The sequence below is a fragment of the Halorhabdus tiamatea SARL4B genome (assembly GCF_000470655.1).
GTDB lineage: Archaea > Halobacteriota > Halobacteria > Halobacteriales > Haloarculaceae > Halorhabdus > Halorhabdus tiamatea.
Window position 1 is genome coordinate 214549 of the sequence record NC_021921.1, and the last position, 26882, is coordinate 241430.

Here is a 26882-nt window from a genome sequence, read left to right on the forward strand (position 1 = left end):
CGCAAGAATGTGGCAAGGAGGCCGGAAATGGACACTGAAGCGCCAGTCGACGCGTGGTACACCTGGGTCGGCGTTGCCGTCGTCGGCGTTGCCGTGCTCGGATTCGTCCTCGGATTACCGGGCCAGCCACCACCGGATGCGACAAAAGCCGCGAATACGATCGACCGGGTGGCTGGAAGCGTACAGGAATCCGCGGCCACGTACGAACACGACGCCGCGGCGGTCAACATCGACACCAGACGAATCGCAATGCGGAACGACGGCGGAACGACACGAGCGTCGGTGGCCTTCGGGTCACTCACGCCAGTGAGCGCAGTCGAAGACGCCGCGATTCGGGACGCACTCGAGCGAATCACGCATGGACAGCCGCCGGGGGCAGTCCTCTCGGAGTACCGATTCGATTCGACAGCGTTGCGCACTGCGACCGAGCGCACGCGCGAACGCATCGACAGCAACGGTACCGCCTGGCAGCCGGCCGACGGCGTTCTAACCGTCCGGCGGGTCCACATCGACGGGGAATCACTCGTTCTCGTAGACGCATGAGACATCGAATCAACCATCAACGATGGGGGAACCCACCGACGACGGGGTATCGAGCGGCGAAAGGACACTGGAACTCGGCAGGAACCGACCCAATCGACACTGGGTGTCGACCGCGGAGCGGAGAAGGGAGTCCAGAGGGGGTGAGCACGGATGACTGACCTCGAGACGCTCGAGCAGCGACTGGTGGCGATCGAGCGGACGGTTTTGGAGGACGATCACGAGCGAAGGGCCTTCGAGGGTGATTCGGCGGCTGATGCCGACCTCGAAGGGATCGAGACCAGACTCGACGCGCTCGAGGCGCGCGTCGCCGAACTCGAGGCGACTGTCCAGTCGATCGACGGGTACGTCTCGCAGGTCGAGTCCGTGAACCAGGCTGTCGAGCGCCGGGCGGACGCGGCGCTCGCGACGGTCGATCGGCTCGAATCCCGTCTCGAGGCGCTCGAAAGCACAGGAGACGGGCAACCGCGAGGTGACGAGTCACAATCGAGTGCCGGCCACGCCCAAAACGACAAGGCGACGAACCGACCGGCGGATGCGCCCGCGCCTGTGAGACAGGATCGGGAGCGCTCGAATCCGACAGACGACGGCCAAGCCCCGGACGAGCACACGGACTGGCCCGGACCGCTCACGAAATTCCGAGACGTCTTCGCGGGCGTTCGTGAGTGGATTCCGTAGTCACGCCTGCGCTCGGTGGGTCCCGAGCGCCAGGACGATTGCGGCAAGCGTGAGGACGACCGCGGCACCGGCAGCCAGATCGTGCGCGAAGACGGTGTGGTCGACGACGCCGTCGACGTATTCGGCACGGAGTGTGGTGTGGTGAGGGCCGCCGAGGATCGGCCAGACGTAGTCCACCAGGTCGTTGAGGCCGTACCACGCGGTGGCGACGCCGATCGCGGGCAGCGTGAACTGCGCGTAGCGATGAATCACGAACGCCTCGAACACCATCGCGAGGTGGCTCGTGATCAAGAAGACGTACAGCCAGGTGGCGATGCCGCCGGGGCCGTTGACGAACAGCTGGACGAACGGCGTCCAGAAGCCGAGTTTGAGACACCCGAAGAAGGCGAGCACGTGCAGCCAGTTGGCCCGAAAGTCGAGTCGCCAGGCGATCAACGAGAGCGCGATGAACAGCGTCGCGAGTGGGCTGTCAGGGACCAGCGGCCAGGCGAGAAGTGGCGTCTCCGCGAGTTGAAACCGGTAGTACCAGAACCCGAAGGCCGTCCCGACGAGGTTGACGATCGCGATCGGCCACGCGAGCCGGAGGCCGACGTCCTCGAGCCAGGTCGGAAGCGGCCCAATGGCTCGGGATCGACCCTGACTCGGTGGGAGATCGGCGTCGAAGATCGTGGCGAGTGCGCGTTCGAGACGACGCCCGACACCTGTCATAGACGCCCGGAGGAAAGCCGGGCTCAAAACGATAGCGGTTGCGGGAACCCCAATTCGGTCGGCGTCACGGGGGCTGATAAATCACTCGCGCCACTCGTACCCACAGGACGGACACTCGAAGTACCGCCAGTCGGTGCCGCCGGGAACGGCGTCAGTACCGACGCGATTCCGGTCGTCGCTACCACACTCTGGACAACAGCGGAGTTGAAAGCTCTTCGTAGCCATTGACAGAACCTTGGATATGATCATTAAAAATAGTTAATGAAGGGGCAAAGTGTGCACCGTACGTTTTTCCGGGCCGGTGACGGAGAGACGCTCATGGACGAAATCCGGGAACTCGATGGGACGACGATCGAGCGCATCGCGGCCGGTGAGGTGGTCGAGCGCCCGGCGTCAGTCGTCAAGGAACTGTTCGAGAACAGTCTCGACGCCGACGCCTCCCGCGTCCGGGTCGCCGTCGAGTCGGGGGGCACCGAGTCGATCCGGGTCAGCGACGACGGCGTCGGCATGAGCGAAGCCGACGCCCGCGCGGCGGTCCGTGAGCACACGACGAGCAAGATCCGGGACATCGACGATCTGGAATCCGGCGTCGGGACGCTCGGGTTCCGGGGCGAGGCGCTCCACGCGATCGGGGCAGTGTCACGCATGACGATCACGACGCGCCCTCGGGGAGGCGAGCGCGGGACGCGCGTCGGTGTGGAGGGTGGTGAGGTGACGGCCGTCGAGGCAGCCGGCTGTCCCGAGGGGACGACCGTCGAGGTCGCGGACATCTTCTACAACGTTCCGGCCCGCCGGAAGTACCTGAGCCGGGAGGCCACGGAATTCGATCACGTCAACACCGTCGTCACCAACTACGCGCTGGCCAACCCGGACGTCGCCGTGGCCCTCGAACACGACGGCAGAGAGACCTTCGCCACGACGGGCGGGGGCTCGCTTCGGGAGACAGTCATGGCCGTCTACGGACGTGAGGTGGCCGAGGCCATGCTCGACGTCGACGCGGAGACGATGCCCGATGGCCCACTCGATGGGATCGACGGACTCGTGAGCCACCCCGAGACCAACCGGGCGGACCGGGCCTACGTCGCGACGTTCGTCAACGGTCGATACGTCCGATCGAGCGCTGCGCGCAACGCTATCGTCGAGGCCTACGGAAACCAGCTCGCCCCAGACCGCTATCCCTTTGCGGTTCTGGATCTCTCCCTACCCGCCGGAACGGTCGACGTCAACGTCCACCCCCGGAAGATGGAAGTCCGCTTCGCCGACGAAGAGGGGCTCCGCGAGCAGGTCCGGGCGGCCGTCGAGGAGACGCTACTCACAGAGGGATTGATTCGTTCGAGCGCACCTCGCGGCCGATCGGCTCCCGAACAGACCGAGATCGAACCGGACGCGTCGACGAACGGCCGGACTGCAGAATCGACAGATACCGATCCTGGTTCCCGGAGCGATGCGGAGAGTGAGACACCCAGCGAGGGGACAGCCACCGGCAGGCCAGCCGAATCGGTCTCTGACCGGTCGACCGAACGGCGTTCGGAGCCCGGCGACGCCGAAGCCACTGTAGGGGCTTCCGAAGGAACGCTCTCTACGAGCAATCCCGACGATTCAGGTGGCGACCCCCGCACAGGAGCCGGCACGGACGACGTGACGACTGCCCGTGAGACTGACCCCTCTACTGGCGTGGGGGCTTCGGTCCCGGCCGACCGTGATCGAGACGCTCGCGCCAACGCTGGAAGTGACGGAGAGCAAACGTCGTGGGATGGAACTGCAACGACGAGCGTCCGCGATTCCGGCGTCCAGGCCCGGCTGGGGAGCGACGACGGACCGCGAGAGGGAGAATTCGAGTCGCTACCGTCGATGCGGATTCTGGGGCAGTTACACGACACCTACGTCGTCGCCGAGACCGACACCGGTCTCGTGTTGATCGATCAGCACGCCGCCGACGAGCGGATCAACTACGAGCGCCTCAAGGACGCTTTCGCCGGTGAGACGACGACCCAGGTACTGGCCGAGCCGGTCGAACTCGATCTCACCGCACGGGAGTCTGCCCTGTTTGCGGACTTCGAGGAGACACTCGCGCGGCTGGGGTTCAGTGCCGAGCGGATCGACGACCGGACCGTCGGCGTCACGGCGGTCCCCTCACTGGTCGCCGAGACTGCCGACCCTGACCTGCTCCGGGACGTGCTCTCGTCGTTCGTCGACAGCGACGCAGATCCGGCAGCGACCGTGGAGGCAGCGGCCGACGACGTCCTCGCCGATCTCGCTTGCTACCCCTCGATCACGGGGAACACGTCGTTGACCGAGGGGTCGACCGTCGGCCTTCTCGAAAAGCTCGACGAGTGTGAGAATCCCTACGCGTGCCCCCACGGCCGGCCGGTCGTCGTCGAGATCGACGCCGACGAACTCGCCGACCGCTTCGAGCGGGACTACCCGGGCCACGCGACCAGACGCCTCGATTGAGCCGAGCAGGTCAGGCTCGACCGTATCAATTAAGCGTGCTGCCGGAGATGACTGCGTTATGCCAACTTTGGTCACGGTCGGGGAAACGCCGCTCAGACTGAGTCCGCCAGGCAACCGTCGGTTCGTCGGGAGCGAGACCGTCGAGATGACGGCGACGGGAACCGAGAGCAACGTCGCGATCGCCGCGGCGGCCCTCGGGGCGGATGCGACCTGGGCGTCGAAACTCCCCGCGACCCAACTCGGCAAGCGGATCGTCAGTGAACTTCGGGAATACGGCGTCGAGACTGACGTCGCCTGGAGTGAGTCGGGCCGCGTCGGCCTCGAGTTTCGCCAGCCCGGCGTCCCGCCACGGGATCCAGTGATCATCCACGACCGCGACGGGGCAACGGCCAGTTCGATGGAGCCGGCAGATCTCCCGATGGACGCCGTCGAGGCGGCTGAGGCCGTCTTCGCCTCCGGGAGTACCGCGGCACTTTCGGCGACGGCTGCCGAGACACTGTCGGCTGTGCTCAGCGCCGGGGGGAACGGCGACGACCTGGCTGTCTTCGAACTCGACTACCGGCCGCGGCTCTGGTCGCCCAAGGAGGCACTCGACACGCTGGACCCGCTTCTCGAAGACGTCGACGTCCTGATCGCCAACGAAGAGCAGCTACGGACCGTCTTCGGACGGACGGGCGATCCTCGCGAGGTGGCCCACGGCGTCGCCTCCGCGCGCGATCTCGACCTGCTCGCGATGACGCGGAGCGAACACGGCGCGCTCGTCATCGACGAGAGTGTCGTCCACGAACTCGAGAGCGTCGAGGCGGAGACGATCGACGCGGCCGGCCAACACGACGCTTTCAGCGGTGCGTTCCTCCAACGACTTCTCGCCGGCGACCGGCCCGACGAGGCGCTTGCCTACGGCGTCGCCGCGGCGACGATGACCCGAACGACGCCTGGCCCGATCCCGGCGTTCGATCAGTCTGACGTCGAGGGCGTCGTTCAACAGCTGTAAGTCTGGGCCCGTTCTCAGCGCGAAAACAACGCACGGAGTTGCGCCCGGGAGAACAGCGTCGAGGGCTCGTCCATGTGGACGCCGATCTCGCCAGCGAACAGACCAAGGCCCGCGCCCTGGAGCGGCTCCGGCAGCGAATACCCGCGGCGGACGACTGCTCCGAGTTTGATCTCCCGGCCAATGTCCTGCCGCCAGGCACGCTCGTAGTCGGTGAGGGTTGCGGGGTCGGTCGGATCGATCTCGCGGGCGGCGTGATCGGCCGCCGTCATCCCGTAACGGATGCCGCCGCCGGTGAAGGGCTTGGTCTGGGCGGCCGCGTCCCCGATCAGAAACGCCCGCTCGCTCGTGACCGATTCCGGCGGGCCGATCGGAATCAGTCCCGAACACCGGCGATCCGTCTCGACACCGTAGGCGTCTGTAAACGAGTCGAAGCGGTCGCTCGCGGACTCGCCCGGTGGGACGGCCAGCCCGTACTCGACGCCGGCCTCGCCGCGAGGGATCCGCCAGGCGAAAAAGCGCGGGACGGTGAGGTGGACGTCGACGAAGTCGCTGTCCTCCGGCCCGTCATCGAATCCGAGGACACCGTGGAGGAGTTCCTCGGGTTCGGGCAGCGAGACGGCGTCTCGAACCCGTGACTGTGGACCGTCACAACCTGCGACCATGCGAGCGCGGTGGGTCTGGACGCCGTCCGGGCCGGAGACGGTCACCACGACGCAGTCCTCGCGTTCCTCGACGTCAGTGACAGTGTGGCCGTCCCGGACGTCAGCGCCGGCTTCACTCGCGGCACGAGCGAGCGTTTTGTCCAAACCGACGCGGTCGATGACCTGCGAGACGACCTCGTCCTTGTAGAACGGGTACGCTCGACTGTCCGGGCCACCGAGGTGAAAACGGGCACCGTAGATCTCGTTCTGGCGAAGCGATTCGCGGTCCTCGGGCGGAACGTATTCCAGGACGTCAGTGCTGACGTGGCCCGAGCAGGCCAGCGGTTCGCCGATTTCGCCTTGCTCGAAGACGAGGACGTCCAGGCCGTCGCCTGCGGCCTGGCGGGCGTAGCGACTCCCGGCGGGCCCGGCTCCGACCACGATGACGTCACGCATAGTCGGCCGAAACACCCCGAGACCTATAGGTCTTGACGGTACGGTCACGTCATCGAGTCGCCGGCAGGCAAACTTACAAGCGGGACGGATGCGAACCGTGTGGTATGCCAGCCACGATCGACTCCGAGATGGGCTTCGGGCTGACGATACTCTTCAGCGTTCTCGCAGTACTCGGCGCGCTGGTCATGTTGTTGGGTGCGGCCGAGAATTTGATCGCTGCAGCGGGGTTCGCCCTCGCCGTCGGCGCAGGGTCGGCAGCCGTCGGCGCGCGTCACGTCTTTGCGTGAACGAACGGGCTTTTATCGCTACAGTCGTAATATGGGTATGGTCGAATTGAGCGAGGAGGAACAGCGTATCCTGGCGTACCTGCGCGAGCAGGTCGCCAGCGGTGACAGTTACTTCCGGGCGAAGAACATCGCCGAAAGCATCGGTCTCTCGGCCAAGCAGGTCGGCGTTCGGCTTCCAAACCTCTCGGAGAAGGCCGACGAGGTCGACATCGAGAAGTGGGGGCGGGCCCGCTCGACGACCTGGCGAGTCACCCGGAGCTAACGGCGGACTTTTTGGCGACCCGTCCCAGGGAGACGTATGTCGCTTCGTCTGGAGCACGTCATCGAGGTGTCGGCCACGCCCGAAGAGGTCTGGCGGTTCATCGCCGACCCGGAGCAGCGTGCCAGGTATATCAGCGTCGTCGAGGACTACACGATCGAGGGGGACCGCGCGGCGACCTGGGAGATCGCGCTGCCGATCCCCGTCATCGACAGCACAATTACCGTCAAAACCGAGGACGTCGAACGACGCGACCCCGAGTTCGTGAAGTTCGTCGGCCGCTCGCGCGCGGTTCGGGTCGTCGGTGAACACGAACTCACGCCGACTGAGGCGGGCACCCGCCTTACCAACACCTTCACTGTCGAAGGACGGCTCCCCGGCGTCGAGCGCTTCTTCAAGAAAAACCTCGAAGCCGAATTCGAGAATCTCGAGGACGGACTCGAGGCGTTTCTCGCGAAAAAGTGAACGAAAACCACGGCGCGTCGATCGATTTGTCGGTGGCGGATGCAGACATTTATCTTCCCGGAGTCTAAGACTCTCTTGCCGGCACGGCGCTTTTCTCGCCAGGCCGGCAGACACCCGCCACGCATCCGCCACACCGCTCGGCTGCGCCTCGATGCCGGTTGTCCGGACAACCGGCACCCGCCTCCTCGTCTTCGAACTCACAACAGCGACGGCTCGATTCGATCGCGAGCGGCCGCGAAGTCCTCGTTCTGGATCGTCACCTCGTCGGTCCGTTCGTTAGCGACAGCAGGATCCCGGTCGGCGGCCACGCGCCTGATCGCACGCATCGAGGCGGCCCGGACTACGGCATCGAGGTCCGCTCCGGAGAACCCCTCGGTCTCGGCTGCGATGCCCTCGACATCGACGTTCGGCCCCAGTGGCTTGGCTGCCGTGTGCACGTCGAGAACCGCCTGACGAGCATCCCTGTCGGGTGCGGGGACTTCGACGTGGGTCTCCAGACGGCCCGGCCGGAGGAGGGCGTCGTCGAGGGCGTCCCGGCGGTTCGTGGCTGCCACAACGACGAGGTTCGGGTCGTCCCCGGCGGCGTCGAGTTCAGTGAGCAGTTGTGAGACGACGCGTTCGGTGACCTCGTGGCCCTCGCCACGCCGGGCCGCGATCGCGTCTATCTCGTCGAGGAAGACGATAGTCGGGGCGGTCTGGCGGGCTCGCTCGAAGAGTTCCCGGACGGCTTTCTCGCTCTCGCCGACGTACCGATCGAGCAACTCGGGGCCGGCGACCCGGATGAAGTTGACGTCGGTCTCGCCGGCGAGGGCGCGTGCCAGCAGCGTCTTGCCAGTCCCCGGTGGGCCATAGAGGAGGACGCCTGTCGGTGGCTCCGTGTCGGTCGCCTCGAACAACGGCCCGTACTCAAGCGGCCACTCAACGGCTTCCCGAAGTGTGTCTTTGACCTCGTCGAGACCGCCGACGTCCGCGAAATCGACGGCCGGCGATTCGGCGACGTAGGCTCGCATCGCCGAGGGTTCGACGCCGGCGAGGGCCTGCTCGAAGTCCGCACGCGAGACGACCGGCTCGTCGCGTTCGCGCTGAAGCGCTGCCATCGCGGCTTCGGTGACGACCGAGGCGACGTCCGCGCCGACGAAGCCGTGCATCCGGCCGGCGAGGCGATCGAGGTCGACGTCGTCCGCGAGTGGCACGCCGCGGGTGTGGACCTCGAGGATCTCCTCGCGCCCCTCTCGATCGGGGACGCCGACTTCGATCTCGCGATCGAAGCGCCCGCCGCGCCGGAGCGCGGGGTCGACGGCGTCGACGCGGTTGGTCGCGCCGATGACGATGACCTGGCCGCGAGATTCCAACCCGTCGAGCAGCGTCAGCAACTGGGCGACGACGCGGTTCTCCATGTCGCTGTCTTCGTCGCGCGCGCCGGCGATGGAGTCGATCTCGTCGACGAACAGGATCGACGGGGCCTCCGATTCGGCACGTTCGAAGGCCTCACGGAGCTGTTGTTCGCTCTCGCCTTTGTACTTCGAGACGATTTCCGGGCCGGAGATCGACTCGAAGTACGCGTCGACCTCGTTGGCGACCGCGCGGGCGATCAGCGTCTTGCCGGTCCCCGGCGGGCCATACAGCAGGACGCCCTTCGGCGGGTCGATACCCAGTCGGTCGAAGACGTCGGGATCCGACAGCGGCAGTTCGATCATCTCCCGGACCCGGTCGAGCTCGTCGTCGAGCCCACCGATGTCCTCGTAGGTGATCGAACCGGGTTCGCCCTCGTCGGTCGATGCGTCGGCCCCGTCGTCACCGCTTTCCGGGTCGTCCATCGGCTGTCCGACGGCAATCGTGGTCCCTCCGACCACCCGAACCGTCCCATCCGGGTCGGTGTCCTCGACGTGGAAGGTCCCGATCTCGGGGACGGTAACCCGATCGCCTGGGCCTACCGGCGTGTTCCCCAGTCGGTCTTCGATCGTCGATTCGGCGCTCCCCTGGACCGTCCCATCGATCGGCCTGAGGTCGACGGCTTCGGCGTCACGCAGACTCGCACGCCGGAGGGTCACGTCCGAGCCGACGGTCACGTCGGCGTTCGAACGCGTATCGGCGTCGATTCGGACGTACTCGCCATTGCCGTCCTCCGGCCAGACTTTCGCGACCGTCTCGCGGTCGCCCTCGATGCGCACCGGATCACCGCTCAGGACGCCGAGTCGATTCCGGACCGATTCCGGAAGGCGGGCGATTCCCCGACCGGCATCGCGCTTTTTGGCCCCCTTGACGGTGACCGAGACCCCGTCGTCTACCATGGCCGGGGGTTCGAGTTCCCCCCTCTTGAGAATTCCCACTACCGTGTCGTGTGAACGCTGCCCACGAAAACGCCTATACTTTCGGACCACGGACTAAGAGACATGGTTACCGAGACCGAGCGCGACGGGCTGATCTGGTATCAGTGTGAGGTCTGCGGGATGCTCTTCGACGATCGCGAGGACGCAGGCAAGCACGAGGACAACTGCGACGCCGAGGACCCCTCCTACATTCAGTGACTGGTGGGGACGGTCGCGGATTCGCTTCGGGCCGGGCCAATCACGTCATTCGTCGTCAGTCTCGGGAACGAGTTCGAAGGATCGTTCGCCCATCTCGTTCTCTTCGAAGACGAACACCCGGCCGTCGACCGCCTCGAAGTCCGCATCCACGACGATACGCTGTGTCTCGTTGCGGGCTCGAACGCCGGGGAAGACGGTGGTCTCCTCGCCTGGTTCGAGGACGACCCGTCCGACACCCGTCGATTCGAGGATGTTGGCCTCGGTGATGCGGTCGTTGACGTACACGAGCACACCTTCAGTTTCGCTTGCGGCCGTCACGAGGACGTGGACCTGTTTGCCGGGCATCGTCCGAACCGATCCTTCCTGGCGATGCGGGACACCGTGATAGAGCGTCTCCCGGCCGTCGACATACTCGACGACGACACCCTCCTCGGTCAACTCGACGCCGACGGTGTCCGGCGGGACGTCTTCCCGAATGCTCATAGCTGGGCTGGGCACCGCGGAAGGAAAAGCGCCCCGTTGTCGACCGACGAACCAGCACACGTAAATATTCTCCCCGGGACGAACGCGTACATGGAAGGGACGGCTGTCGCGCCGGCGGCTGGAACGGTCCTCAACGCGCTGGCGACGGGTACCGGCTCGGCGTTCGCCATCGACGCGGAGTTGCGTGCGGAGGTACGGCTCGAACCCGACGCGCCGGTCTCCGGGACGATCGCGGGCGAACCCGATGCCGACACGGAACTCATCGAACGTTGCGTCGAGTTGGTCACCGAGCGCTTCGGTAACGGCGAGGGCGGGACGGTTCGGACGGAGAGTAACATCCCGTTGGCCGCCGGCCTGAAGAGTTCGAGCGCGGCGGCGAACGCGACTGTCCTTGCAACCCTGTCGGCCCTCGACGCGACGTCGGAAGTGTCGCGGGCCGACGCCGCGCGGATCGGCGTCCAGGCTGCTCGGGACGCCGGCGTCACCGCGACGGGTGCGTTCGACGACGCGAGCGCGAGCATGCTCGGGGGTGTTACTGTGACGAACAATCACGAGGACGAACTCCTCGCCCGCGACACCGTCGAGTGGGACGTGCTGGTGTGGACGCCGCTCGAGCGCGCCTACAGTGCCGACGCCGACATCGAGCGGTGCCAGCAGGTCGCGCCGATGGCCGAGCTAGTCGCCGACCTCGCGCTCGATGGACACTACGAGCGGGCGATGACCGTCAACGGCCTGGCGTTTTCGGCGGCGCTCGGGTTCTCCCCGGAACCGTTGATCGAAGCGATGCCCCACGTCGCCGGTGTCTCGCTGTCGGGGACCGGCCCGAGTGTCACGGCGGTCGGGAACCGAGACGATTTAGAGCGCGTCGAACGACTCTGGGAACAACGAGAGGGTACGACATGGCTAACGACGACACAGACCGACGGTACACGGACGAGATGAGTCTCGACGAACTCCGCGAGGAGATCGAATCGATCGATCGCGAACTCGTCGAGCTGATCGCGCGACGGACCTACGTCGCCGACACGATCGCAGCGGTCAAGGAGGAACGCGATCTCCCGACGACCGACGAGCGTCAGGAACAGCGCGTGATGGACCGCGCCGGCGCGAACGCCGAACAGTTCGACGTCGACGCCAACCTCGTGAAGGCCATCTTCCGGCTGTTGATCGAGTTGAACAAGGTCGAACAGCGCGAAAACAGGTAGCGCGGCGGACGAACACGTACGCCGACAGATCGGACTCTATCACTCTTCGACCGCGTCTCGGATCTCCGTCGCGAGTTCCTCGTAGCGTTCCGTTCCCGTCCCCTTCTTGACGTAGCCGGTGAAGGACTCGTCGTCGAGTTCCGCTTTGATGTCCTCGCGTTCTCTACCGGTAAAGGCGAAAAACGGCAGTGCTGGATCGATCTTGCGAGCGCGCTCTAAGAATTCGACACCCGTCATCTCCGGCATCGTGTAATCGCTGATGACGCAGTCGATGGCCTCAGGTGCAGACGCGAGAGAGTCGAGTGCGTCGACCACATTCGCGTACGTCTCTGCGTGCATATCGTCGTCGGCCCGCTCGAGGAACGTCGCTGTGACGTCGAGGATGTCCTGGTCTTCATCGACGAGGAGGACAGTAATTTCGTCTGGCATCGATCCTAGTGGCATTTCGTTCGCTTTCCTATGTAATCTCTCGGCCCAGTTATCAAATATAAAATCTGGAAGGAGCTGATATCAACGGCTAGCAAATACCGTTTCAATGCGTGAATGCCGTCAGGCCGATACCCCAGTATCGACGGCGTTCTCGATATTGACAATACGAAACCCACACTCCGGGCAGCGCCACTTGACTTTGGTGCCGAGATTCATCCGCGTTCGTGCGGTCCGGACGAATTCGCGAGTCTCCCGGCAATTCGGGCAATATCGCTCGGCAGTGTCAGACATGGTATAATATAGGCCAGGAAGTGTGGTCAATGTTTGGACACCAGCCAGACTCGCTCCCATCTTCAAGGTGATCCGGCCCGTAGCAATGGTATGGTACTGTACACTGGCCGCGGCGACGAGGGACAGACAGACCTTCTCACCGGCGATCGCGTCTCGAAGACGAGTCCGCGTATCGAGGCCTACGGGACAGTCGACGAGCTCAACGCGTTGCTCGGGACGATCCACCCGACCGACCACGCGGACGTCGCGGACGCACTCCGTCGCGTCCAGAACCATCTCCACGTGATCCAGGCCGAGTTCGCGAAGCCGGGAGCCACTGACGACGACACACGGATCGAAGCCGAGCACGTCGAGAGACTCGAGTCCTGGATCGACGAGTTCGACGAGGACTTGCCGGCACTGGATTCGTTCGTCCTCCCCGGCGGGAGTGACGGAGCGAGCGTCCTCCATCACGCCCGGACGGTCTGCCGTCGAGCCGAGCGTCGCGCTGTCGGACTCGCTGAAACCGCAACCGGTGCGGTTCGGGAATCGCCGCTGGTGTACCTTAATCGACTGTCAGACCTGCTGTTCGTCCTCGCCCGGACGCTCAATCACCGAGCCGGCGTCGAGGAACCGAGCCCCACATACTGACCTCGGATGACGGCCACAATGGTTTTACCGCTGGTGGCCGTATCAATAGATATGAACAAGCACTTCGAAGACGCACGGTACTACCTCAAGCGCGCCGGCGAGACAGCAAAGAAGGGTGTCGAAGCGGAACTCGAGCCCGTCCGGGAGCGATTCACGGAGCTCACCGGTGAAGAGGAGCCGGAACCGGAGCCAAATCGCCTGGAGAAGATCCGGGCGGACTTAAAAGAGGTTCAGGAAAACGCGGAGGGCGAGGCCAAGGAGGCCATCAAAGACGCCCGGGAGAAGATCGACGACTACCGGGCGGAGTGAGAACGGTACAGCAATTCTTAAGTTTGCCCTTCCAGTAGCGACGAGTGCGGGTTGGTGATCTAGTCCGGTTATGATACCTCCTTCACACGGAGGAAGTCGGCGGTTCAACTCCGCCCCAACCCATTCTTGCGACGAACAGACGTGAGGAGCAGATGGTGCAAGCGGAGTTGAAGCAGAGAAGTCGCAGCCCGCACAACGGAGTGAGCAGGAACGTCTTCGCGTGGTTCAACTCCGCCCCAACCCACTTTTGCCGCGAACAAATCTGTGAGCGGCAAATGCGTGGACTGACGGGCCGACTTACCCGAGGTGGGGTTCGTTCTCGGGGTCGTCGAGCAGTTCGCGGGCACCCTGGCGGACAGCTTCGTCACTCGAGACGGATGGTTCCCAGCCCAGCGCAGCGAGTTTCTCGATCGAGAGACGCATCTTGGGGACGTCGCCGGTCCAGCCCCGGTCGCCGCCAGTGTACTCGTAGTCAGGATCGACGCCCATCTCGTCGCTGACGATGTCGGCGATCCGGTTGACCGAGGTCGTCGTTCGCGTCCCGAGATTGTACGTGTTTACCGCGTCGTCGGCGTGTTCGACGACGTAGCACATCGCGTCGATACAGTCCGCGAGGCGCATGTATGATTTCTCCTGACGACCGTCCCCGCGGATCGTCAGCGTCTCCGGATCTTCAGAGAGCTTATAGATGAAGTCCGGGACGACGCCCGCGCCGAAGCGTGGCCCGACGATGTTGGCGAACCGGAAATTCCAGACCGTGAAATCGTGGCTATGTGCGTACACCGACAGCAGGCTCTCCTCGGAGAGCTTCGCCGCGCCGTACTCGCTGATCGGTTCGAGTGGGGCGTAATCCTCGGGCGTCGGTCGCGGGGCTTCGCCGTAGACCGTCGAGGACGACGTGAACGCAATCGACTCGACGTCGACGTCGTCCATGCGTTCGAGAATGTTGTAGGTCATCTCGCCGTTGGCCTCGAACTGCTCGCGCGGTGCGTCGGCGTTGACGTACTTGTCCGCTGCAAGATGAAAGACCAGGTCGACGTCGCCAGTGATCGCTTCGGCGACGATCGCCTCGTCCGTGAGGTCGCCCCGTATGAACGTCGCCTCTTCGGGGACTGTCTCTCGGATCCCGTTCGAGAGGTCGTCGACGACGACCACGTCGTTGTCAGGTGTGAGTCGCTTGGCGAGGGCTGACCCGATCAGTCCTGCGCCACCAGTAAGTACGATTCGCCTGTCAGTCAGTTCCATAGTGTGATGCTCACTCACGTCTGGAAAAACATGTCGGACTGTTCCGAGGTTGGCGTCTCCCAGTAGCGAGTCAAGTCTGTGCTGTCGCCACCCTGCAGTCGCATTTTTACGTCCGGAGGAGGAGCTATGACACATGAGATCGCTCGAGGGAGACTATACGGTCGTTTCTCCTGGCCGCGTCAATCTGATCGGTGGACACACCGACTACACGCACGGGCACGTCATGCCGCTGGCGACAGATCTCCACACTCGTCTCGAAGCGACTCCGAGCGATGACGTTGCGGTATCCTCGAACGCCGTCGAAACCAGCTATTCGTTCCCGACGGACGACCTGGAACCCGCCGACGACTGGGTGGACTACGTCAAAGGTAGTTATGCCGTCTTACAGGAGGAAGGACACGATCCCGGCGGCTTTCACGGCGAGTTCACAACGACACTGCCAGTTGGATCAGGGTTGAGCTCCTCGGCCAGTCTGGAACTGGCCGTCATGGCGTTTTTGAACGAGGCATACGACCTCGGCCTCTCTCGGAAACGAATGGCGGTGTTGAGCCAGCGCGTCGAGAACGACTACGTCGGTGTCTCCTGTGGCATCATGGACCAGTTTGCCGTGGCACTCGGCCAGGCGGGCCACGCACTCGCGATCGACACCGAAACACCCGGATTCGAGCCCGTTCCGTTTCCGGATGGCGTCGAGATCCTCGTCTTTCACACTGGCGTCTCCCGAGAACTGGTCGATTCCGCGTACAACCAGCGTCGCGAGACCGTCGAGCGTGCGCTCGAAAAGCTTGGTGTCGAATCTTCGAAAGCCGTGACTGCGGACGATCTTGACGGACTGCCTCCACTCGAGCGCGAGCGACTCGGCTACCTCGTCCGGGAGAACGCTCGCGTCCAAAAAGCGAAGACGGCACTCGAAGCCGGCGATATCGAGACGTTCGGGGACGTTCTCCTGGATGCACACCGGGATATCGCCGACCACTACGAGGCCAGCTCTGGAGAACTCGATTTCGTCGTCGAGGCGGCTGTCGATGCCGGGGCCGACGGCGCTCGACTGACTGGCGCTGGCTGGGGTGGGGCAGCGATTGCGGTCGTCGACAGTGACGAAGCCGACTCGATCGCCACGTCGGTCGAGGCAGCGTATCGAGAACAGTTTCCAGAACACGAGCCTCACCACTACCGCGTCGAAGCATCCGACGGGGTGCGCGTGACGCGGAACGGCTGATCGACGGCGGCGAGTGTCGGGCCTCCCCAGCTCGTCTCCTCACGCCACGTTCGGTTCACGTACGGTGAGCACGGGAACGTCGGCGGTCCGAACCAGTTTCTCGGTGACGCCGCCGAAGAGGTATCGATCGATCCCGGTTCGGCCGTGGGTTCCGACGACGATCAGGTCGATCGGATTTTCGGCGACGAGGGCCTCGATCTCGTTGTGGACGGAAGAACCGTGAACGACTGCCGTCGATACGTCGGAGAGCGAGGCTTCGCGGGCCACGTCTGCGGCTGTCTCGACGGCATCGTGAGCCCGTTCGTCGATTCGATCGCGACTCGCCGACGAGCGGACGTTGGCGTCGTTGCGCGATCCTTCGACGACCGAGAGTGCGGTCAGCGGGACGTCGGCCACGCTGGCGAGGGTAACGGCGACATCGAGGGCAGCGTTCGCACACCGACTGCCGTCGGTCGGCACCAGGATCCGACGATAGGGGTATCGCAATTCGGCGTCGGGACAGGCAGTCAACACGGGGACGTCCGAGAGTCGGATGACTCGCGCCGTAACACTGCCCAGGAGCAGTCGTTCCAGACCGGTCCGTCCGTGGGTCGGCATGACGATGAGGTCGACGTCTTCCGCATCGGCGTAGTCCAGAATCTGGCGGTAGGGCCGTCCAGACCGAATCGCCGTGCGTGGCGTGAGGCCGCGTTCACGGACCCGATCGGCAGCGAGTTCGACGAGTTCCGTCCCGGCGTCTTCGTCTTCGTCTTCGATGTCTTCATCCTGGACAGTCAGGACGTGCACCGTCGCGTCGTGATCTGTGGCCAGGTCGAGGGCGTGTTCCAGTGTCGACATCGCCCCCGCACTCCCATCGGTCGGAAAGAGGATCCGATCCAGCATGTGTCTACGAGAACTAACAACGGGGGGTGTCAAAAGTATGCGTGCCGTCGACCCTCTCGCCGGCCGTGGCCGACGCTCCGCTCAGAACGCCCGGTCGTACTGCGGCGGGACGTCGACGCGGTCGAGTGCGTCGAGTTCGCGCGCCGCGTGAAGTGTGAAATACGGATCCCGGAGGTGTTCCCGACCGACGATCGCGAGGTCGGCGCGACCGTTAGCGACGATGGCATCGGCCTGTTGGGCCGTCGTGATCTTCCCGACGGCCCCGACGCGGAGGTCCTCGGGCGTCCCCTCGCCGATGCGCTCGGCGTGGGGGACCTGGTAGTTCGGTCCCGCTTCGTCGGGATAGGATCCGGGGGCGATCCCGCCGGAACTCACGTCGATCAGATCGACGCCCAATTCGGCGAGGTCGCCGGCCAGTCGGACCGACTGCTCGAGCGTCCAGGACTCGCCGTCGTCGATCCAGTCGGTCGCGGAGATGCGGACGAAGACGGGCTTCTCGTCGGGCCAGACGTCCCTGACCGTGGTGACGACCTCCCGGAGGAATCGCGTCCGATCCATGAAACTCCCGCCGTATTCGTCGGTCCGGTCGTTCGTGACCGGTGAGAGGAACTCGTGGATGAGATACCCGTGGGCGGCGTGGACCTCGGCGATCTCGAAACCGGCGTTGAGTGCGCGCTCGGCTCCGGTCCGGAACGATTCGATCACGTCCTCGATGTCGTCGTGATCCATCCCCCGGTGTGGTGGGGCCTCGGCGTCGTACGGCCAGGCGTTCCCGCTCGGGCCGACCGTCTCCCAGCCGCCGGATTCGGGCTGGACGGGGTCGCTACCCTCCCAGGGCCGACTCTTCGAGGCCTTTCGTCCGGCGTGGGCGAGCTGGATCGCGGGGATCGAGCCTTTTTCCGCGATGAACTCGGTGATCGGCTGCCAGGCCTCGACGTGTTCGTCCGACCAGATCCCGGTGTCTTCAGGCGATATTCGGCCGCGCGGTTCGACGGCCGTCGCCTCACTCATGACGATTCCCGCCCCACCGACGGCCCGGCTGCCGAGGTGGACGCGATGCCAGTCGGTCGGGACGCCGTCGCGGTCCTCACAGGAGTACTGACACATCGGCGAGACCATCACGCGATTGGGGACAGTCGTGTCCCGCATTTCGAGCGACGAGAAGAGGTCGGGTGTCATCTTGAGCTGGTAGGGCAGCGGGACTTTTGTACGTCTCGACTCGAACTGGACCGGCGCGAGCGGCCGTTTTCGCCGGCGGGTCGAGCTGGCAACGATTGGCATCCAGGGAAGATTTACAAGGGCTCGGTCGCGTAGCAATTACATGGCCGCATACGGCCGGCCGAGCCTCAGAGACCTGTTCGACGATTCTCCGACGCCACACATCGCCCACCCGCCACAGACCCACCACCGGGATTTCTATCTCGCCACGGACGGATCCTTCCACGGCGGGGAGGGCGGTCTCGGCGTCGTGATCGAGACGCGCGACGGCAAATGCGTCGCGCGGCTGGCAGTCCCGGACGTCGTCCCGGACAACAACGTCGCGGAATATCGCGCGTTGCACTTCGGTCTGGACGTCCTCGCCGCCAGAGCACCACCCCGCTCGCGTGTCGGTGTCCTCGTCGACCACAACGAACTCGCAAAGAACGTCAACGCGGCGATGCTCGATCTCGCCGCCCCCCGCGTCGACTCTCCACACCGAACGTCGGTCCCAGCGGCCACGACGAACCATTGGCGGGGGATTCAAGCGCGCGTTCGCGGATTTCACGCGCTCCGAGTCGCCCGGATCGAGAGCGACGTGAATCCCGCCCATCCCCTGGCGAACGCACCGGAGGAGTACGCCCACGTCAACGACGAGTGCGAGCAGTGTCTGCGCCCTGACCCGGTCGAGACTGTCTCCGAGAGCGTCCCACCACCCTCACGCGCGGATCGACCGGCTGACGACTGATCGGAAGGGCCACCGGTCGTCACCACGGCGTGAGTGCCGGAAGGACTGAGGCTAAGTGCGTGCCCGAACAAGGGCCGCTTATGAATCGGCGGTTTCGCTATCTCGTCGCCACGACGATCCTGTTCGTGTTCACGACGATATTGCTGGGCGTCGCAACGAAATCTTACGGGGCTGGGCTGGCCTGCCAGGCCCGCTGGCCGGTCTGTGACGGCGGAGTGCTGAATCTCTTTCCGGAGTCGTTCCCGAGTTTCTTCGAGTGGATCCACCGGGTCGTCGCCGGGATCGGCGGGCTGTTCATCGTCGGGTCGGCGATCGACTCCTGGCGGCGTGAGACGCCCGCGAAAATCCGGTACGCACTCACTCTCGGTGCGGTGTTGACGCCGCTGCAGGTACTGCTTGGTCAGCAGACCGTCGTCAACTTCGGGACGTCCGAGGTACTGACGGCGCACTTCTGGACGGCATTTACGATCTTCGGTGCGTTCTCGTTTGCCTTCGTGGCGACCTGGGCTGACTCGGTCCGATCGACCCACCTCACCGCCGCTGTCCTCGGCGCGCTCGTTCTCTTCCCCGCGAACGTCCTGTTGACGCCGCCGTTTATCAGCAGCTACACGCCGGTCCTGGGCACGCTACAGTACGCCGTCCTGCTCGTCCTGGTCCTTGCCGTTCTCACGCTCGTGGTCGTCGGCCGCGAGGAACTGTCCGGACGGTACCGACACGCACCGCTCGTCGTCCTCGCGGCACTGCCGATAACTGTCTACCTCGGTCGGCATCTGATCGCCGCCTCGACACTCCACCAGACAGCGTATCTACTCGCCGGACTCGCCGTCTACGGTGGATTGATCGCGAGCGCTGTCGGGCTGTGGCGTGCTGAAAACGGCTCAATCGGAATCTAGACGAAGTCCCCGAGCCCGGTCTGTTGGTCGTCGCTGTCGTCTTCTTCGCCGCTCGGTTCAGCCTCCTCCTGACTCGAAGCTGCATCAGTCTCGACTGCTTGCGATTCGGGCGTGGTCTCGTCGGCTGTCTCCGCCCGCTCGTTCCCTTGCACAGCACCTTCCGACGACGATTCGTCGGTTTCCCCCGACTCGAACGCACCTTCCGAGGCGTCGACGGCGGCGGTCTCCCGACGTTCCGCCGCGTCCTCGACGATCGAGGCGATCTTGTTCGTGTCCGCACCGCTGCCCGTGATGAACGCCACGTGGTCGGGATCGAGATCGTACGCCCCGGTCATCGCGACCGTCAACTCGCGGTTCGTGCAGTGGTGGGTCATCGTCTCCAGATAGGGTAGCACTTCGCGGCGTGCGGTAGACATGCTGACGCCGCTTTCCGTCGCGATGGCCCGAGCGACGTCGTCGCGGGTGTCCCGCGCACCGCTAGTTCGACCAAGTTTCGACCAGTAACTCGGCGGGCCGTAGCGTGTCCAGCCGCCTTTCTCGCCGCTTCGAGCCGCCGCGACGCCGGCCGTCATAGCGTCGGACGCATATCGCCAGAAGGTGTAGTTCTGCGTCGCCCGAACCCGACCGAGCCACCGGTCGGCGTTCGCGAGCGAACGGTAGGCTGCGGCGAGTTCCGCCCCCTCGTAGTCCTTGGGCACGTTGTCCTCGATCCAGGAGATGAGGTCGTCTGGCGTCTCGTCGACATCGTAGGACGCTTCGAGGGCTTCCTGGGCGTCTGCTTCCTTCAGGACGGTGTCGAGAAACGAAAAGATGTCAGTCGTCCGATCGCGTTCGCTGGTCACGACGTCGTCTTCGGTTACGGTCTCCCGACCCTCCGCGATGGCCTGCAGATCGTTGATCGCGCCCCGGAGATCGCCGTCGTTCATCTCCGCGATCTTCCGGAGTGCGTCTTCTTCGAACCCGACGTCCTCCTGGCGGCAGATGTCCCGGAGGACGGGCACGATCGACCGGGCGGAGACGTCTCGGAACTCGATGTCGCGGCAGGCGTTGCGGAGCCCGTTGCTCATCTCGTAGAACTCGTTGGCGATGAGGACCATCGGCTGTTGGGCCTCCTTGACCAGCGAGGTGATCGCCCGCGTCCCGCCGCGGTCGACGTTGCCGTGGAGGTTGTCGGCCTCGTCTAGGATGACGAGTCGCCGCCCTGACCCCCCTTGAGTGAGCGTCCCGCTTTTGGCTGCCTCCCCCGCGACCCGCTCGATGACGTCTTTCGTCCGGGAGTCGCTGGCGTTGAGTTCGATCGTCGGCCAGTCCATGTCGTTGGCGAGCGCGTGGGCCGCGGAGGTCTTCCCGACGCCCGGCGAGCCATAGAGGATGACGGCCTCGCGGTGGTCGGGCCAGGTGTCAGCCCACTCCTGAAGGGCGTCGCGGGCCTTGTCGTTGCCCCGCACCTCCGTGAGTGTCGAAGGACGATGTGTCTCCGTCCAGTCGGTCATTGTCGGTGGGTGGGGCGAGCGGCGTTTAGCTTCTGCGGTGACGGTCGAATGTACTACAAGAGTCGGCTTCCCGCACTGACCCGATCAGATCGCCCAGAGCGTCGTCGTCCAGAAGTCACGGAACGCATCGGCCAGAGCCGGTTCGGGCTCGCCGGTCGCGTCGACAGTCGCCGTGACGTCGGCCTCGTCGTCGAACGCGTCCAGGACGGTTTTCTCTCCGACAACGTACAGCCGGTCGGTCGATCGTTCTTCGAGGGCCAGCTGGCACCGCTGGAGGTGTGAGTCGATCTGCTCGTCGCGAAGCCGTTCGAAGCGGGCCTGCGAGAAACCGCCTTTCGAGTGATTGCGACCGAGGTCGCTGTCGAATCCGTGGAACGCGACGCGTTCACGTCCAACGTATTCGCCCATCGCGAAGAGATCAGAGCGGACCAGCGCCAGCGTGAACGTTCCTGTCGGTTCGAAGTGAGAACGATCGATTTCAAACCCATCACTCCAGGTGACGAACGGGTCGGGTTCGATCGGGGCTTGCAGTGCCACGCTGAGCAAGCCGGCATCGTCGGTGAATACAAAACACGGCGCGGCCCGGGAGACCAGGCTCGCACGGTCGCCGGACGCCTCGCTGACGGCGTCCGGAAGCGTCCCGTCGTCGACGAACGCCGTCAGCGCGCCTTCCGGATCGGTCTCAACAGATTCGAGACGGGCCAGGACCGTCGTGAGACGCTCACCGCGCAACGACTCCCGTCGACGAGCGGACACGTCTCGGCCCGATCCCGAGAGCCGATCGACACGATCCGTCAGCTCCTGGACTCGGTCCTCCAGGCGGTTCGCACGACGTTCGGCCTCCTGGTATTCCGTTTCGATGTCGGCCCGACGGTCGGATTCAGCGTCCAACTGGCGCTGGAGGTGGCGGTTCTCCTCCTCGAGTTCCTCGATTCGCTCCCTGAGTTGGGCACGGCCAAGTAGCTCGTCGAGCATTGGGCCAACAGACGGTCGGGACGGCTTAAATCCCGGTGGGTCGGCCGTCGCCAGCGGGTCCGTCGACAGAACCGTCGTCCTGGCGTCGACGGTCCTCCACGCTACCGATCAGCGATAGCAATTGCTCGGCTCGATCGGCCGTCGCGAGTAACACTTCCCGCAACGACGGTGGATTCTCGATTTGCGAGTCCGAGAGAATCTCGGGCGGCACCGCGAGTGTCTCTGCCGGTACGGACGGGACGCCTGTGACTGGGAAGTGTCGCTGGTCGAGTTTCATCACCACCGGCCCGCTCCCGTGCCCCTCATTGCCGTAAAGCTGCTGGCGAAGTGCTTTGTAGTCCTGTCTCGCTATCGCCGGCGTCGCTCCGTCGTGTGGCTCGACGTACAACCGCCCGAGGTAGTACGATCCCGAGAACGGTTCGAACATGCTATATAGTAACATGCACCACACCAGTGCGTATAAATCTTCGCCAACCCGACCACTCGGTAAGGACGGGCAGTCGAAATTGGCTCTAAAACGCTCTCGGATCGTCGAATAAACGCTCTTGGACGATTTGAAGGGGTCAGACTGGACAGTGAACGGTACGAACGAATATCCGGGTTTATACGCGACCACGGCCAACACTGGAACATGAGATATCGGGTTCCCGTGGCCGTACTATTGGTCGCCATGGGTCTCGCAGTCGGGCCGGCTCTGGCATCGGCAGTCGTCGGCCCCAGTACGACGACAGCCGATCACTCCGTCACGTCACCCTCGGATCTCCTCGTGAACACGACTGCGAACGAGAGCGACACGCCGACCGAAGAGAACGCGACGCCCACACTGGGAAGCAAAATGAGCGCCTTTATGCAGTCGAATACGGTATCGGCCGAGTCTGCCGTCGAGAACGGGATGTGGAAGGCCGGGTACAACCAGGCGAACACGTCGGCGAGACGAAACGCGGTCCAGCAGCGCACCGCATCGCTCGAACGCCGACTCCAACGGCTCGAGAACCAACTCGCCGCCATCGAAAACGAGAGTGTCGACGTTCGGAACCCGCGATCAGCCGCCACCGTTTCGGGTCTCGCAGCACGGATTCACGCCTTAGAGCGAGCGATCAACGACACGGACGAGAAAGCGCGCGAGGTCGGAGTCAATACGACCCGTCTCGATGCCCTCCGGTCGCAGGCCACGAACATGAGTGGCCACGAGGTCGCTTCGATGGCCCGTAATCTCTCCGTCGGGCCGCCAGCGGACGTGCCACGGGGGCCACCGGCTGATTCGCCCGCCGGCCCGAACGAATCCGCTGGGAATGGACCCAAAGGCCCGAACGGAACGATGCCACCGGGTGCGAACGGCACAGCACAACCCGGAGCGAACGGGACGGCACCACCCGGGACAAACGGTACATCACCACCGGGGGGAAATGGGGGGCCATCTGATCCACGCAACGATGACACTAACCCACCGGGGGACGATGGGGGAACGACGAACCCATCTCTCGACCGTGGTGAGGGAAACGACAATCAATCGACGCCAGACAACGGACCAGACGGTTCCCAGCCAGACCACCGCGGCTCTCCGGCCGCGAACGGTTCCGAAACAATGCCGAACAGCGGGAATGCTGACGGGGCCTCCGGAACGGATCCCGCCACTCCAGACGGGAACGAAACGGGTGATGACGACACGCCAGACGCCGATCCGGGCAATCCGGATACGACTGACGGCGACACCCGGACGACACCCGGAAACGGAACCGACGACTCACCAGGAGCCGATGGGACGAACCACGGAACAGAACCCGGCGAGCAACCGGCCGGATCAGACACTGAGACCACCGATACTGACGACACACCCCGTTCCGATAGCGACACTGCTGGATCCCCCGCTTCTGACGCCAATTTGGATGGGGCCCCGACTGCCAACGAGACGGGACAGACCCCGGGTTCGGGTGCCAACTCCGACGAGACGGGGGGTTCGAATGGCGACCCGGGGAACGCACCGGACGCCGATGGCGTGAGTGCGAAAGGGCCGGACCCCGCGGCGACGTTCAGACGCCTCCAAACGAAACAACACGGCTAACCTGTTAGTTGAGTCGTGTGTATTCCCAGCGGCGTCTAACTCGTCACGCGGCTCCGAATGAACGATATGTTTAAATGTTAGAATCACTAACGTCACGTGAATGGAATCTGCCGAGTTACTCGATCTCCTGGGGAACGCGAACCGCCGACGCATCCTGCGTCTGCTGGCGCGCAAACCCTGTTACGTCACGGAGATCAGCGACTATCTCGGCGTGAGTCCGAAGGCTGTCATCGATCACCTGCGACAACTCGAGGAGGCCGGCCTCGTCGAGAGCAGAACCGACGAACGCCGTCGCAAGTACTTTTACATCTCGCGAGGCTTCCGGCTCGAAGTCACGGCCTCGCCATACGATTTCGGGACGAAGACTGCGTATCCGGCCAGTTCCGGACTGGACATCACTTCGTGTAAGCACCTCTCGATCGACGTCGACCCCGACGGCGCGTCCGAGTTGCCGGAGCTGGCCGTCGAGATGCGGCGGCTTCGTCGGCTCCGCAACGAGCTGTCGCTCGCCCAGCGGTGGGTCCAGGGGCGACTTACGGACGTCATGGAGCGCGTCAGCGACGAAATCGACGACAGCGACGATCGTCTCTACGTCGAAGTGATGGGCGCTATCGCCGACGGCGGTGCCGACATCGAGACCATCAGTCGCCGGGTAGAAGTCCCGCCGCCGGTCGTCGAGGACGTCCTCCAGTCGCTGCAATCCCGTGGCGTCGTCGAGCAAGAGGGCGGGCAGTGGGTACTCCGCAGATGAGTTATACGGATAAATCGCACTGTTTAGCGTTACGACCGCCCGCTTTCGGGCGATCGATTCGGACCTGACTGAGAGTAATCCGTATCAGACATCCCGCGTCAATCCGTCGCGCAGGTCGCGACCGACGTAGTGGCCGATCAGGGCCGCGAGCAGGCCGCTGCCGACGCCGAACAGGACCACGAGATCGCCACGCCCGGCGAGTGCAACGACCAGAAACTCTGTGAGGGCTCCCAGAGCGGCCGTGGCCGCTCCCGCGAGTCCGATTTCGAGGTACTGTCGGCGCTCGCCCACGAGGCCGAACCCGAGGCCGACCGCGAAAATGCCGGCGAGCGCGCCGAGCGTGTCGACGAAGGGGATCACGAACCCGAACCCGATCGCCGCGACGATGCTGGCGACGAGCGCAGTTCCGAAGGTCCGCACCGAGAAGAGGTGTCCGAGTCGCGAACGCACGGACCCGAGCGGACGTGAGACTGACCTGCCGACGATCGAACGCAGCCGATCCCGGAGCCCCGACGACGACCCTGCCCCGTCTTCCCGGGTAGGTTCGTCCCGACTCGAGGCGACGCCAGCGCCGTCGTCCAGGCCAGAATCGAGGAGTTCCTCCAGGTCCTCGCTGTCGACGGACGATCGCTCGCGGGTTCGCTGATCGGATCGCTCGGCCATACCGTCGCTGGGGCGGCCAGGGACATGGGCCTTTTCCCGTGTAGAAAGATGGTTTGAAGTCCACCGGTCCGGTAGCCCCGAGCATGAATCCAGGAGATCGCGTTGCAGTCGAGGACGGCGAGGGGACCTTCGAGGGCGTGTTACTCCCCTCGACGGACGCGGAAACGCTCGTCGTCAAACTCCCGAGTGGCTACAACGTCGGCGTCGATCGCTCCGCTGCCGAGGCCGACGTCCTCGAGGCGGACGTCTACGACATCGAATCCGGCGAGGCGAGCGAGGAGTCGAAAATCGAGTTCGACAAGGACCTCCCGACGATATCACTCATCTCGACCGGCGGCACTATCGCCTCGACCGTCGACTACCGCACCGGCGCGGTCACTGCCCAGTTCGACGCCGAGGACGTCCTCCGGGCCGTCCCCGAACTCGCCGGGTTGGCGAACTATCGCGGGCGCGTCGTCGCGAACATCCTCAGCGAGAACATGACCCCTGACGTGTGGGTGGATCTCGCACAGGCCATTCACGAGGAGATCGAAGCGGGGGCCGACGGCGTCGTCGTCATGCACGGCACCGACACGATGCAGTTCTCCGCGAGCGCGATATCCTTCATGCTGGAGACGCCGGTCCCGATCGTCTTCACCGGCAGCCAGCGCTCGGCCGATCGCCCCTCTTCGGACAACGTGATGAACGCCGTCTGCGCGGTCGAGGCCGCCAAAAGCGACGCCGCGGAGGTCATGATCGCCATGCACGCCTCCGAGAGCGACGACGCCTGTGCGCTCCACCGTGGGACTCGCGCCCGGAAGAACCACACCTCCCGCCGTGATGCGTTCGAAACGATCGGCCGGAAACCGCTCGGGACTGTCGACTACGAGACGAGCGAGGCCGACGCGGCCTCGGACACTCGAGCGACCGACAGCCGCGAGACCCGCGAGATTACGTTTCGACGGGAATACGAGGAGCGCGGAGAAACTGACTTGGAGCTTCGAGCGAGTCTCGAAACCGACGTCGACCTCGTGAAGTTCACACCTGGTGCGGGACCGTCGATGCTCGATCCCGTCGAGGGATCGGCTGGCGTGGTGATCGAGGGGACCGGCCTGGGACACGTCAATACGAACTGGATCGACCGGATCGACGCGCTGGTCGAGGACGGCACGACGGTCGTCATGACCAGCCAGTGTATCGACGGCCGGGTCTGCGATCGGGTCTACGACACCGGCCGCGATCTGCTGGACGCTGGCGTGATCGAGGGCGAGGACATGCTCCCCGGGACGGCGATGGTCAAGCTGATGTGGGTGCTGGCCAACCGCGACGACCCGGCGGTCGCCATGCGCGAACCGCTCGCCGGCGAGATCACCGACCGATCGACACCCTGGGAATAGGGAAGACGACTCGAAGCGCGT

Annotated in this window: 32 protein-coding genes and 1 tRNA gene; 19 read left to right on the forward strand and 14 right to left on the reverse strand. The window is 64.6% G+C overall.

Annotated features, from left to right (window positions below; genetic code table 11):
• Window positions 1–27 precede the first annotated feature (27 nt).
• On the forward strand, window positions 28–543 hold the full coding sequence (locus tag HTIA_RS01105; protein WP_008525050.1) for a DUF7283 family protein: 516 nt from the start codon (window positions 28–30) through the stop codon (window positions 541–543).
• Window positions 544–693: 150 nt separating this feature from the next.
• Window positions 694–1218: a DUF7310 family coiled-coil domain-containing protein gene (locus HTIA_RS15400; RefSeq protein ID WP_008525049.1), complete on the forward strand. Its 525-nt coding sequence runs from the start codon at window positions 694–696 to the stop codon at window positions 1216–1218.
• Here HTIA_RS15400 and HTIA_RS01115 read toward each other — a convergent pair whose 3' ends face one another.
• Both HTIA_RS01115 and HTIA_RS16755 read right to left on the reverse strand, forming a co-directional pair.
• Window positions 1219–1926 (reverse strand): DUF1405 domain-containing protein, encoded by a 708-nt coding sequence (locus HTIA_RS01115; protein WP_008525048.1) that lies wholly within the window; start codon window positions 1924–1926, stop codon window positions 1219–1221.
• Window positions 1927–2007: 81 nt separating this feature from the next.
• Window positions 2008–2151 (reverse strand): hypothetical protein, encoded by a 144-nt coding sequence (locus HTIA_RS16755; protein ID WP_008525046.1) that lies wholly within the window; start codon window positions 2149–2151, stop codon window positions 2008–2010.
• A gap of 93 nt (window positions 2152–2244) precedes the next feature.
• Between HTIA_RS16755 and mutL the strand changes: the two genes are divergently transcribed.
• Window positions 2245–4380 carry a DNA mismatch repair endonuclease MutL gene (gene mutL / locus HTIA_RS01120; RefSeq protein WP_008525043.1) on the forward strand — a complete coding sequence of 712 codons (2136 nt, stop codon included), beginning with the start codon at window positions 2245–2247 and terminating at the stop codon, window positions 4378–4380.
• A 58-nt stretch (window positions 4381–4438) separates the two neighbouring features.
• A complete protein-coding gene (locus HTIA_RS01125; RefSeq protein WP_008525042.1) occupies window positions 4439–5374 on the forward strand; it encodes a PfkB family carbohydrate kinase in 936 nt (311 codons plus the stop codon).
• Between the two features lie 14 nt (window positions 5375–5388).
• Here HTIA_RS01125 and HTIA_RS01130 read toward each other — a convergent pair whose 3' ends face one another.
• On the reverse strand, window positions 5389–6471 hold the full coding sequence (locus HTIA_RS01130) for a geranylgeranyl reductase family protein (RefSeq protein ID WP_008525040.1): 1083 nt from the start codon (window positions 6469–6471) through the stop codon (window positions 5389–5391).
• Window positions 6472–6575: 104 nt separating this feature from the next.
• On the opposite strand from HTIA_RS01130, the gene HTIA_RS01135 reads away from it, so the two are divergent.
• Genes HTIA_RS01135 through HTIA_RS01145 form a run of 3 tightly spaced genes read left to right on the forward strand, consistent with a single transcriptional unit; the run spans window position 6576 to window position 7482 of the window.
• Window positions 6576–6758 (forward strand): DUF7525 family protein, encoded by a 183-nt coding sequence (locus HTIA_RS01135; protein ID WP_008525039.1) that lies wholly within the window; start codon window positions 6576–6578, stop codon window positions 6756–6758.
• A 37-nt stretch (window positions 6759–6795) separates the two neighbouring features.
• Window positions 6796–7020, forward strand: coding sequence for a DUF7123 family protein (locus tag HTIA_RS01140; protein WP_008525037.1), 225 nt, complete (start codon window positions 6796–6798; stop codon window positions 7018–7020).
• Window positions 7021–7056: 36 nt separating this feature from the next.
• Window positions 7057–7482, forward strand: a complete 426-nt coding sequence (locus tag HTIA_RS01145; RefSeq protein ID WP_008525035.1) for a CoxG family protein — start codon at window positions 7057–7059, stop codon at window positions 7480–7482.
• Between the two features lie 197 nt (window positions 7483–7679).
• Here HTIA_RS01145 and HTIA_RS01150 read toward each other — a convergent pair whose 3' ends face one another.
• Window positions 7680–9773: an AAA family ATPase gene (locus HTIA_RS01150; RefSeq protein WP_008525033.1), complete on the reverse strand. Its 2094-nt coding sequence runs from the start codon at window positions 9771–9773 to the stop codon at window positions 7680–7682.
• Between the two features lie 102 nt (window positions 9774–9875).
• On the opposite strand from HTIA_RS01150, the gene HTIA_RS17275 reads away from it, so the two are divergent.
• The gene (locus HTIA_RS17275) at window positions 9876–10010 is read left to right on the forward strand and encodes a DUF7128 family protein (RefSeq protein WP_008525030.1); all 135 of its coding nucleotides are present in this window, start codon (window positions 9876–9878) and stop codon (window positions 10008–10010) included.
• 45 nt (window positions 10011–10055) lie between these two features.
• Here the strand turns inward: HTIA_RS17275 and HTIA_RS01160 are convergent, their stop codons facing one another.
• A complete protein-coding gene (locus HTIA_RS01160; RefSeq protein ID WP_008525028.1) occupies window positions 10056–10493 on the reverse strand; it encodes a DUF5796 family protein in 438 nt (145 codons plus the stop codon).
• A gap of 90 nt (window positions 10494–10583) precedes the next feature.
• Between HTIA_RS01160 and HTIA_RS01165 the strand changes: the two genes are divergently transcribed.
• A complete protein-coding gene (locus tag HTIA_RS01165; protein WP_008525026.1) occupies window positions 10584–11435 on the forward strand; it encodes a shikimate kinase in 852 nt (283 codons plus the stop codon).
• A complete protein-coding gene (locus HTIA_RS01170) occupies window positions 11393–11698 on the forward strand; it encodes a chorismate mutase (protein ID WP_021029414.1) in 306 nt (101 codons plus the stop codon). The genes HTIA_RS01165 and HTIA_RS01170 overlap by 43 nt, the downstream gene beginning before the upstream one ends.
• 39 nt (window positions 11699–11737) lie before the next feature.
• On the opposite strand, the gene HTIA_RS01175 is transcribed toward HTIA_RS01170, so the two are convergent.
• Both HTIA_RS01175 and HTIA_RS17495 read right to left on the reverse strand, forming a co-directional pair.
• Window positions 11738–12127 carry a response regulator gene (locus HTIA_RS01175; RefSeq protein WP_008525022.1) on the reverse strand — a complete coding sequence of 130 codons (390 nt, stop codon included), beginning with the start codon at window positions 12125–12127 and terminating at the stop codon, window positions 11738–11740.
• A gap of 120 nt (window positions 12128–12247) precedes the next feature.
• Window positions 12248–12478: a DUF7838 family putative zinc beta-ribbon protein gene (locus tag HTIA_RS17495; protein ID WP_449404938.1), complete on the reverse strand. Its 231-nt coding sequence runs from the start codon at window positions 12476–12478 to the stop codon at window positions 12248–12250.
• A 30-nt stretch (window positions 12479–12508) separates the two neighbouring features.
• Between HTIA_RS17495 and HTIA_RS01180 the strand changes: the two genes are divergently transcribed.
• The 3 genes from HTIA_RS01180 to HTIA_RS01190 all read left to right on the forward strand — a co-directional run bounded on the left by HTIA_RS01180 (window position 12509) and on the right by HTIA_RS01190 (window position 13480).
• On the forward strand, window positions 12509–13048 hold the full coding sequence (locus HTIA_RS01180) for a cob(I)yrinic acid a,c-diamide adenosyltransferase (RefSeq protein ID WP_008525019.1): 540 nt from the start codon (window positions 12509–12511) through the stop codon (window positions 13046–13048).
• Window positions 13049–13099: 51 nt separating this feature from the next.
• Window positions 13100–13357 (forward strand): DUF7553 family protein, encoded by a 258-nt coding sequence (locus tag HTIA_RS01185; protein ID WP_008525018.1) that lies wholly within the window; start codon window positions 13100–13102, stop codon window positions 13355–13357.
• Between the two features lie 48 nt (window positions 13358–13405).
• Window positions 13406–13480: transfer RNA gene (locus HTIA_RS01190), tRNA-Val, on the forward strand.
• Between the two features lie 174 nt (window positions 13481–13654).
• On the opposite strand, the gene HTIA_RS01195 is transcribed toward HTIA_RS01190, so the two are convergent.
• Window positions 13655–14602, reverse strand: a complete 948-nt coding sequence (locus tag HTIA_RS01195) for an NAD-dependent epimerase/dehydratase family protein (RefSeq protein ID WP_008525017.1) — start codon at window positions 14600–14602, stop codon at window positions 13655–13657.
• A gap of 133 nt (window positions 14603–14735) precedes the next feature.
• Here HTIA_RS01195 and HTIA_RS01200 point away from each other — a divergent pair, with 133 nt between their 5' ends.
• A complete protein-coding gene (locus HTIA_RS01200) occupies window positions 14736–15821 on the forward strand; it encodes a galactokinase (RefSeq protein ID WP_008525016.1) in 1086 nt (361 codons plus the stop codon).
• 39 nt (window positions 15822–15860) lie between these two features.
• On the opposite strand, the gene HTIA_RS01205 is transcribed toward HTIA_RS01200, so the two are convergent.
• Both HTIA_RS01205 and HTIA_RS01210 read right to left on the reverse strand, forming a co-directional pair.
• Complete coding sequence (locus HTIA_RS01205; RefSeq protein ID WP_008525015.1) at window positions 15861–16703, reverse strand: universal stress protein; 843 nt, start codon at window positions 16701–16703, stop codon at window positions 15861–15863.
• Window positions 16704–16784: 81 nt separating this feature from the next.
• On the reverse strand, window positions 16785–17882 hold the full coding sequence (locus HTIA_RS01210; protein WP_008525014.1) for an NADH:flavin oxidoreductase/NADH oxidase: 1098 nt from the start codon (window positions 17880–17882) through the stop codon (window positions 16785–16787).
• A 142-nt stretch (window positions 17883–18024) separates the two neighbouring features.
• Between HTIA_RS01210 and HTIA_RS01215 the strand changes: the two genes are divergently transcribed.
• Both HTIA_RS01215 and HTIA_RS01220 read left to right on the forward strand, forming a co-directional pair.
• Window positions 18025–18648, forward strand: a complete 624-nt coding sequence (locus HTIA_RS01215; RefSeq protein ID WP_008525013.1) for a ribonuclease H family protein — start codon at window positions 18025–18027, stop codon at window positions 18646–18648.
• Between the two features lie 80 nt (window positions 18649–18728).
• A complete protein-coding gene (locus HTIA_RS01220) occupies window positions 18729–19541 on the forward strand; it encodes a COX15/CtaA family protein (RefSeq protein WP_008525012.1) in 813 nt (270 codons plus the stop codon).
• Here the strand turns inward: HTIA_RS01220 and HTIA_RS01225 are convergent.
• The 3 genes from HTIA_RS01225 to HTIA_RS01235 form a co-directional block, all read right to left on the reverse strand.
• Window positions 19538–21034 carry a replication factor C large subunit gene (locus tag HTIA_RS01225; RefSeq protein ID WP_008525010.1) on the reverse strand — a complete coding sequence of 499 codons (1497 nt, stop codon included), beginning with the start codon at window positions 21032–21034 and terminating at the stop codon, window positions 19538–19540. The two genes, HTIA_RS01220 and HTIA_RS01225, sit on opposite strands and share 4 nt — an antisense overlap.
• Before the next feature lie 84 nt (window positions 21035–21118).
• Window positions 21119–22009, reverse strand: a complete 891-nt coding sequence (locus HTIA_RS01230; RefSeq protein ID WP_008525007.1) for a Vms1/Ankzf1 family peptidyl-tRNA hydrolase — start codon at window positions 22007–22009, stop codon at window positions 21119–21121.
• 25 nt (window positions 22010–22034) lie between these two features.
• Window positions 22035–22436, reverse strand: a complete 402-nt coding sequence (locus tag HTIA_RS01235) for a DUF5802 family protein (protein WP_008525005.1) — start codon at window positions 22434–22436, stop codon at window positions 22035–22037.
• Between the two features lie 204 nt (window positions 22437–22640).
• On the opposite strand from HTIA_RS01235, the gene HTIA_RS01240 reads away from it, so the two are divergent.
• Entirely contained in the window at window positions 22641–24071 is a 1431-nt protein-coding gene (locus HTIA_RS01240) for an ICP22 family protein (RefSeq protein ID WP_020935929.1), read from the forward strand.
• Window positions 24072–24171: 100 nt separating this feature from the next.
• A complete protein-coding gene (locus HTIA_RS01245; protein WP_008525003.1) occupies window positions 24172–24822 on the forward strand; it encodes a metalloregulator ArsR/SmtB family transcription factor in 651 nt (216 codons plus the stop codon).
• Window positions 24823–24906: 84 nt separating this feature from the next.
• Here the strand turns inward: HTIA_RS01245 and HTIA_RS01250 are convergent, their stop codons facing one another.
• Window positions 24907–25485 carry a hypothetical protein gene (locus HTIA_RS01250; RefSeq protein WP_008525002.1) on the reverse strand — a complete coding sequence of 193 codons (579 nt, stop codon included), beginning with the start codon at window positions 25483–25485 and terminating at the stop codon, window positions 24907–24909.
• Window positions 25486–25568: 83 nt separating this feature from the next.
• On the opposite strand from HTIA_RS01250, the gene gatD reads away from it, so the two are divergent.
• Window positions 25569–26861 carry a Glu-tRNA(Gln) amidotransferase subunit GatD gene (gatD, locus tag HTIA_RS01255; RefSeq protein WP_008525001.1) on the forward strand — a complete coding sequence of 431 codons (1293 nt, stop codon included), beginning with the start codon at window positions 25569–25571 and terminating at the stop codon, window positions 26859–26861.
• Window positions 26862–26882 lie beyond the last annotated feature (21 nt).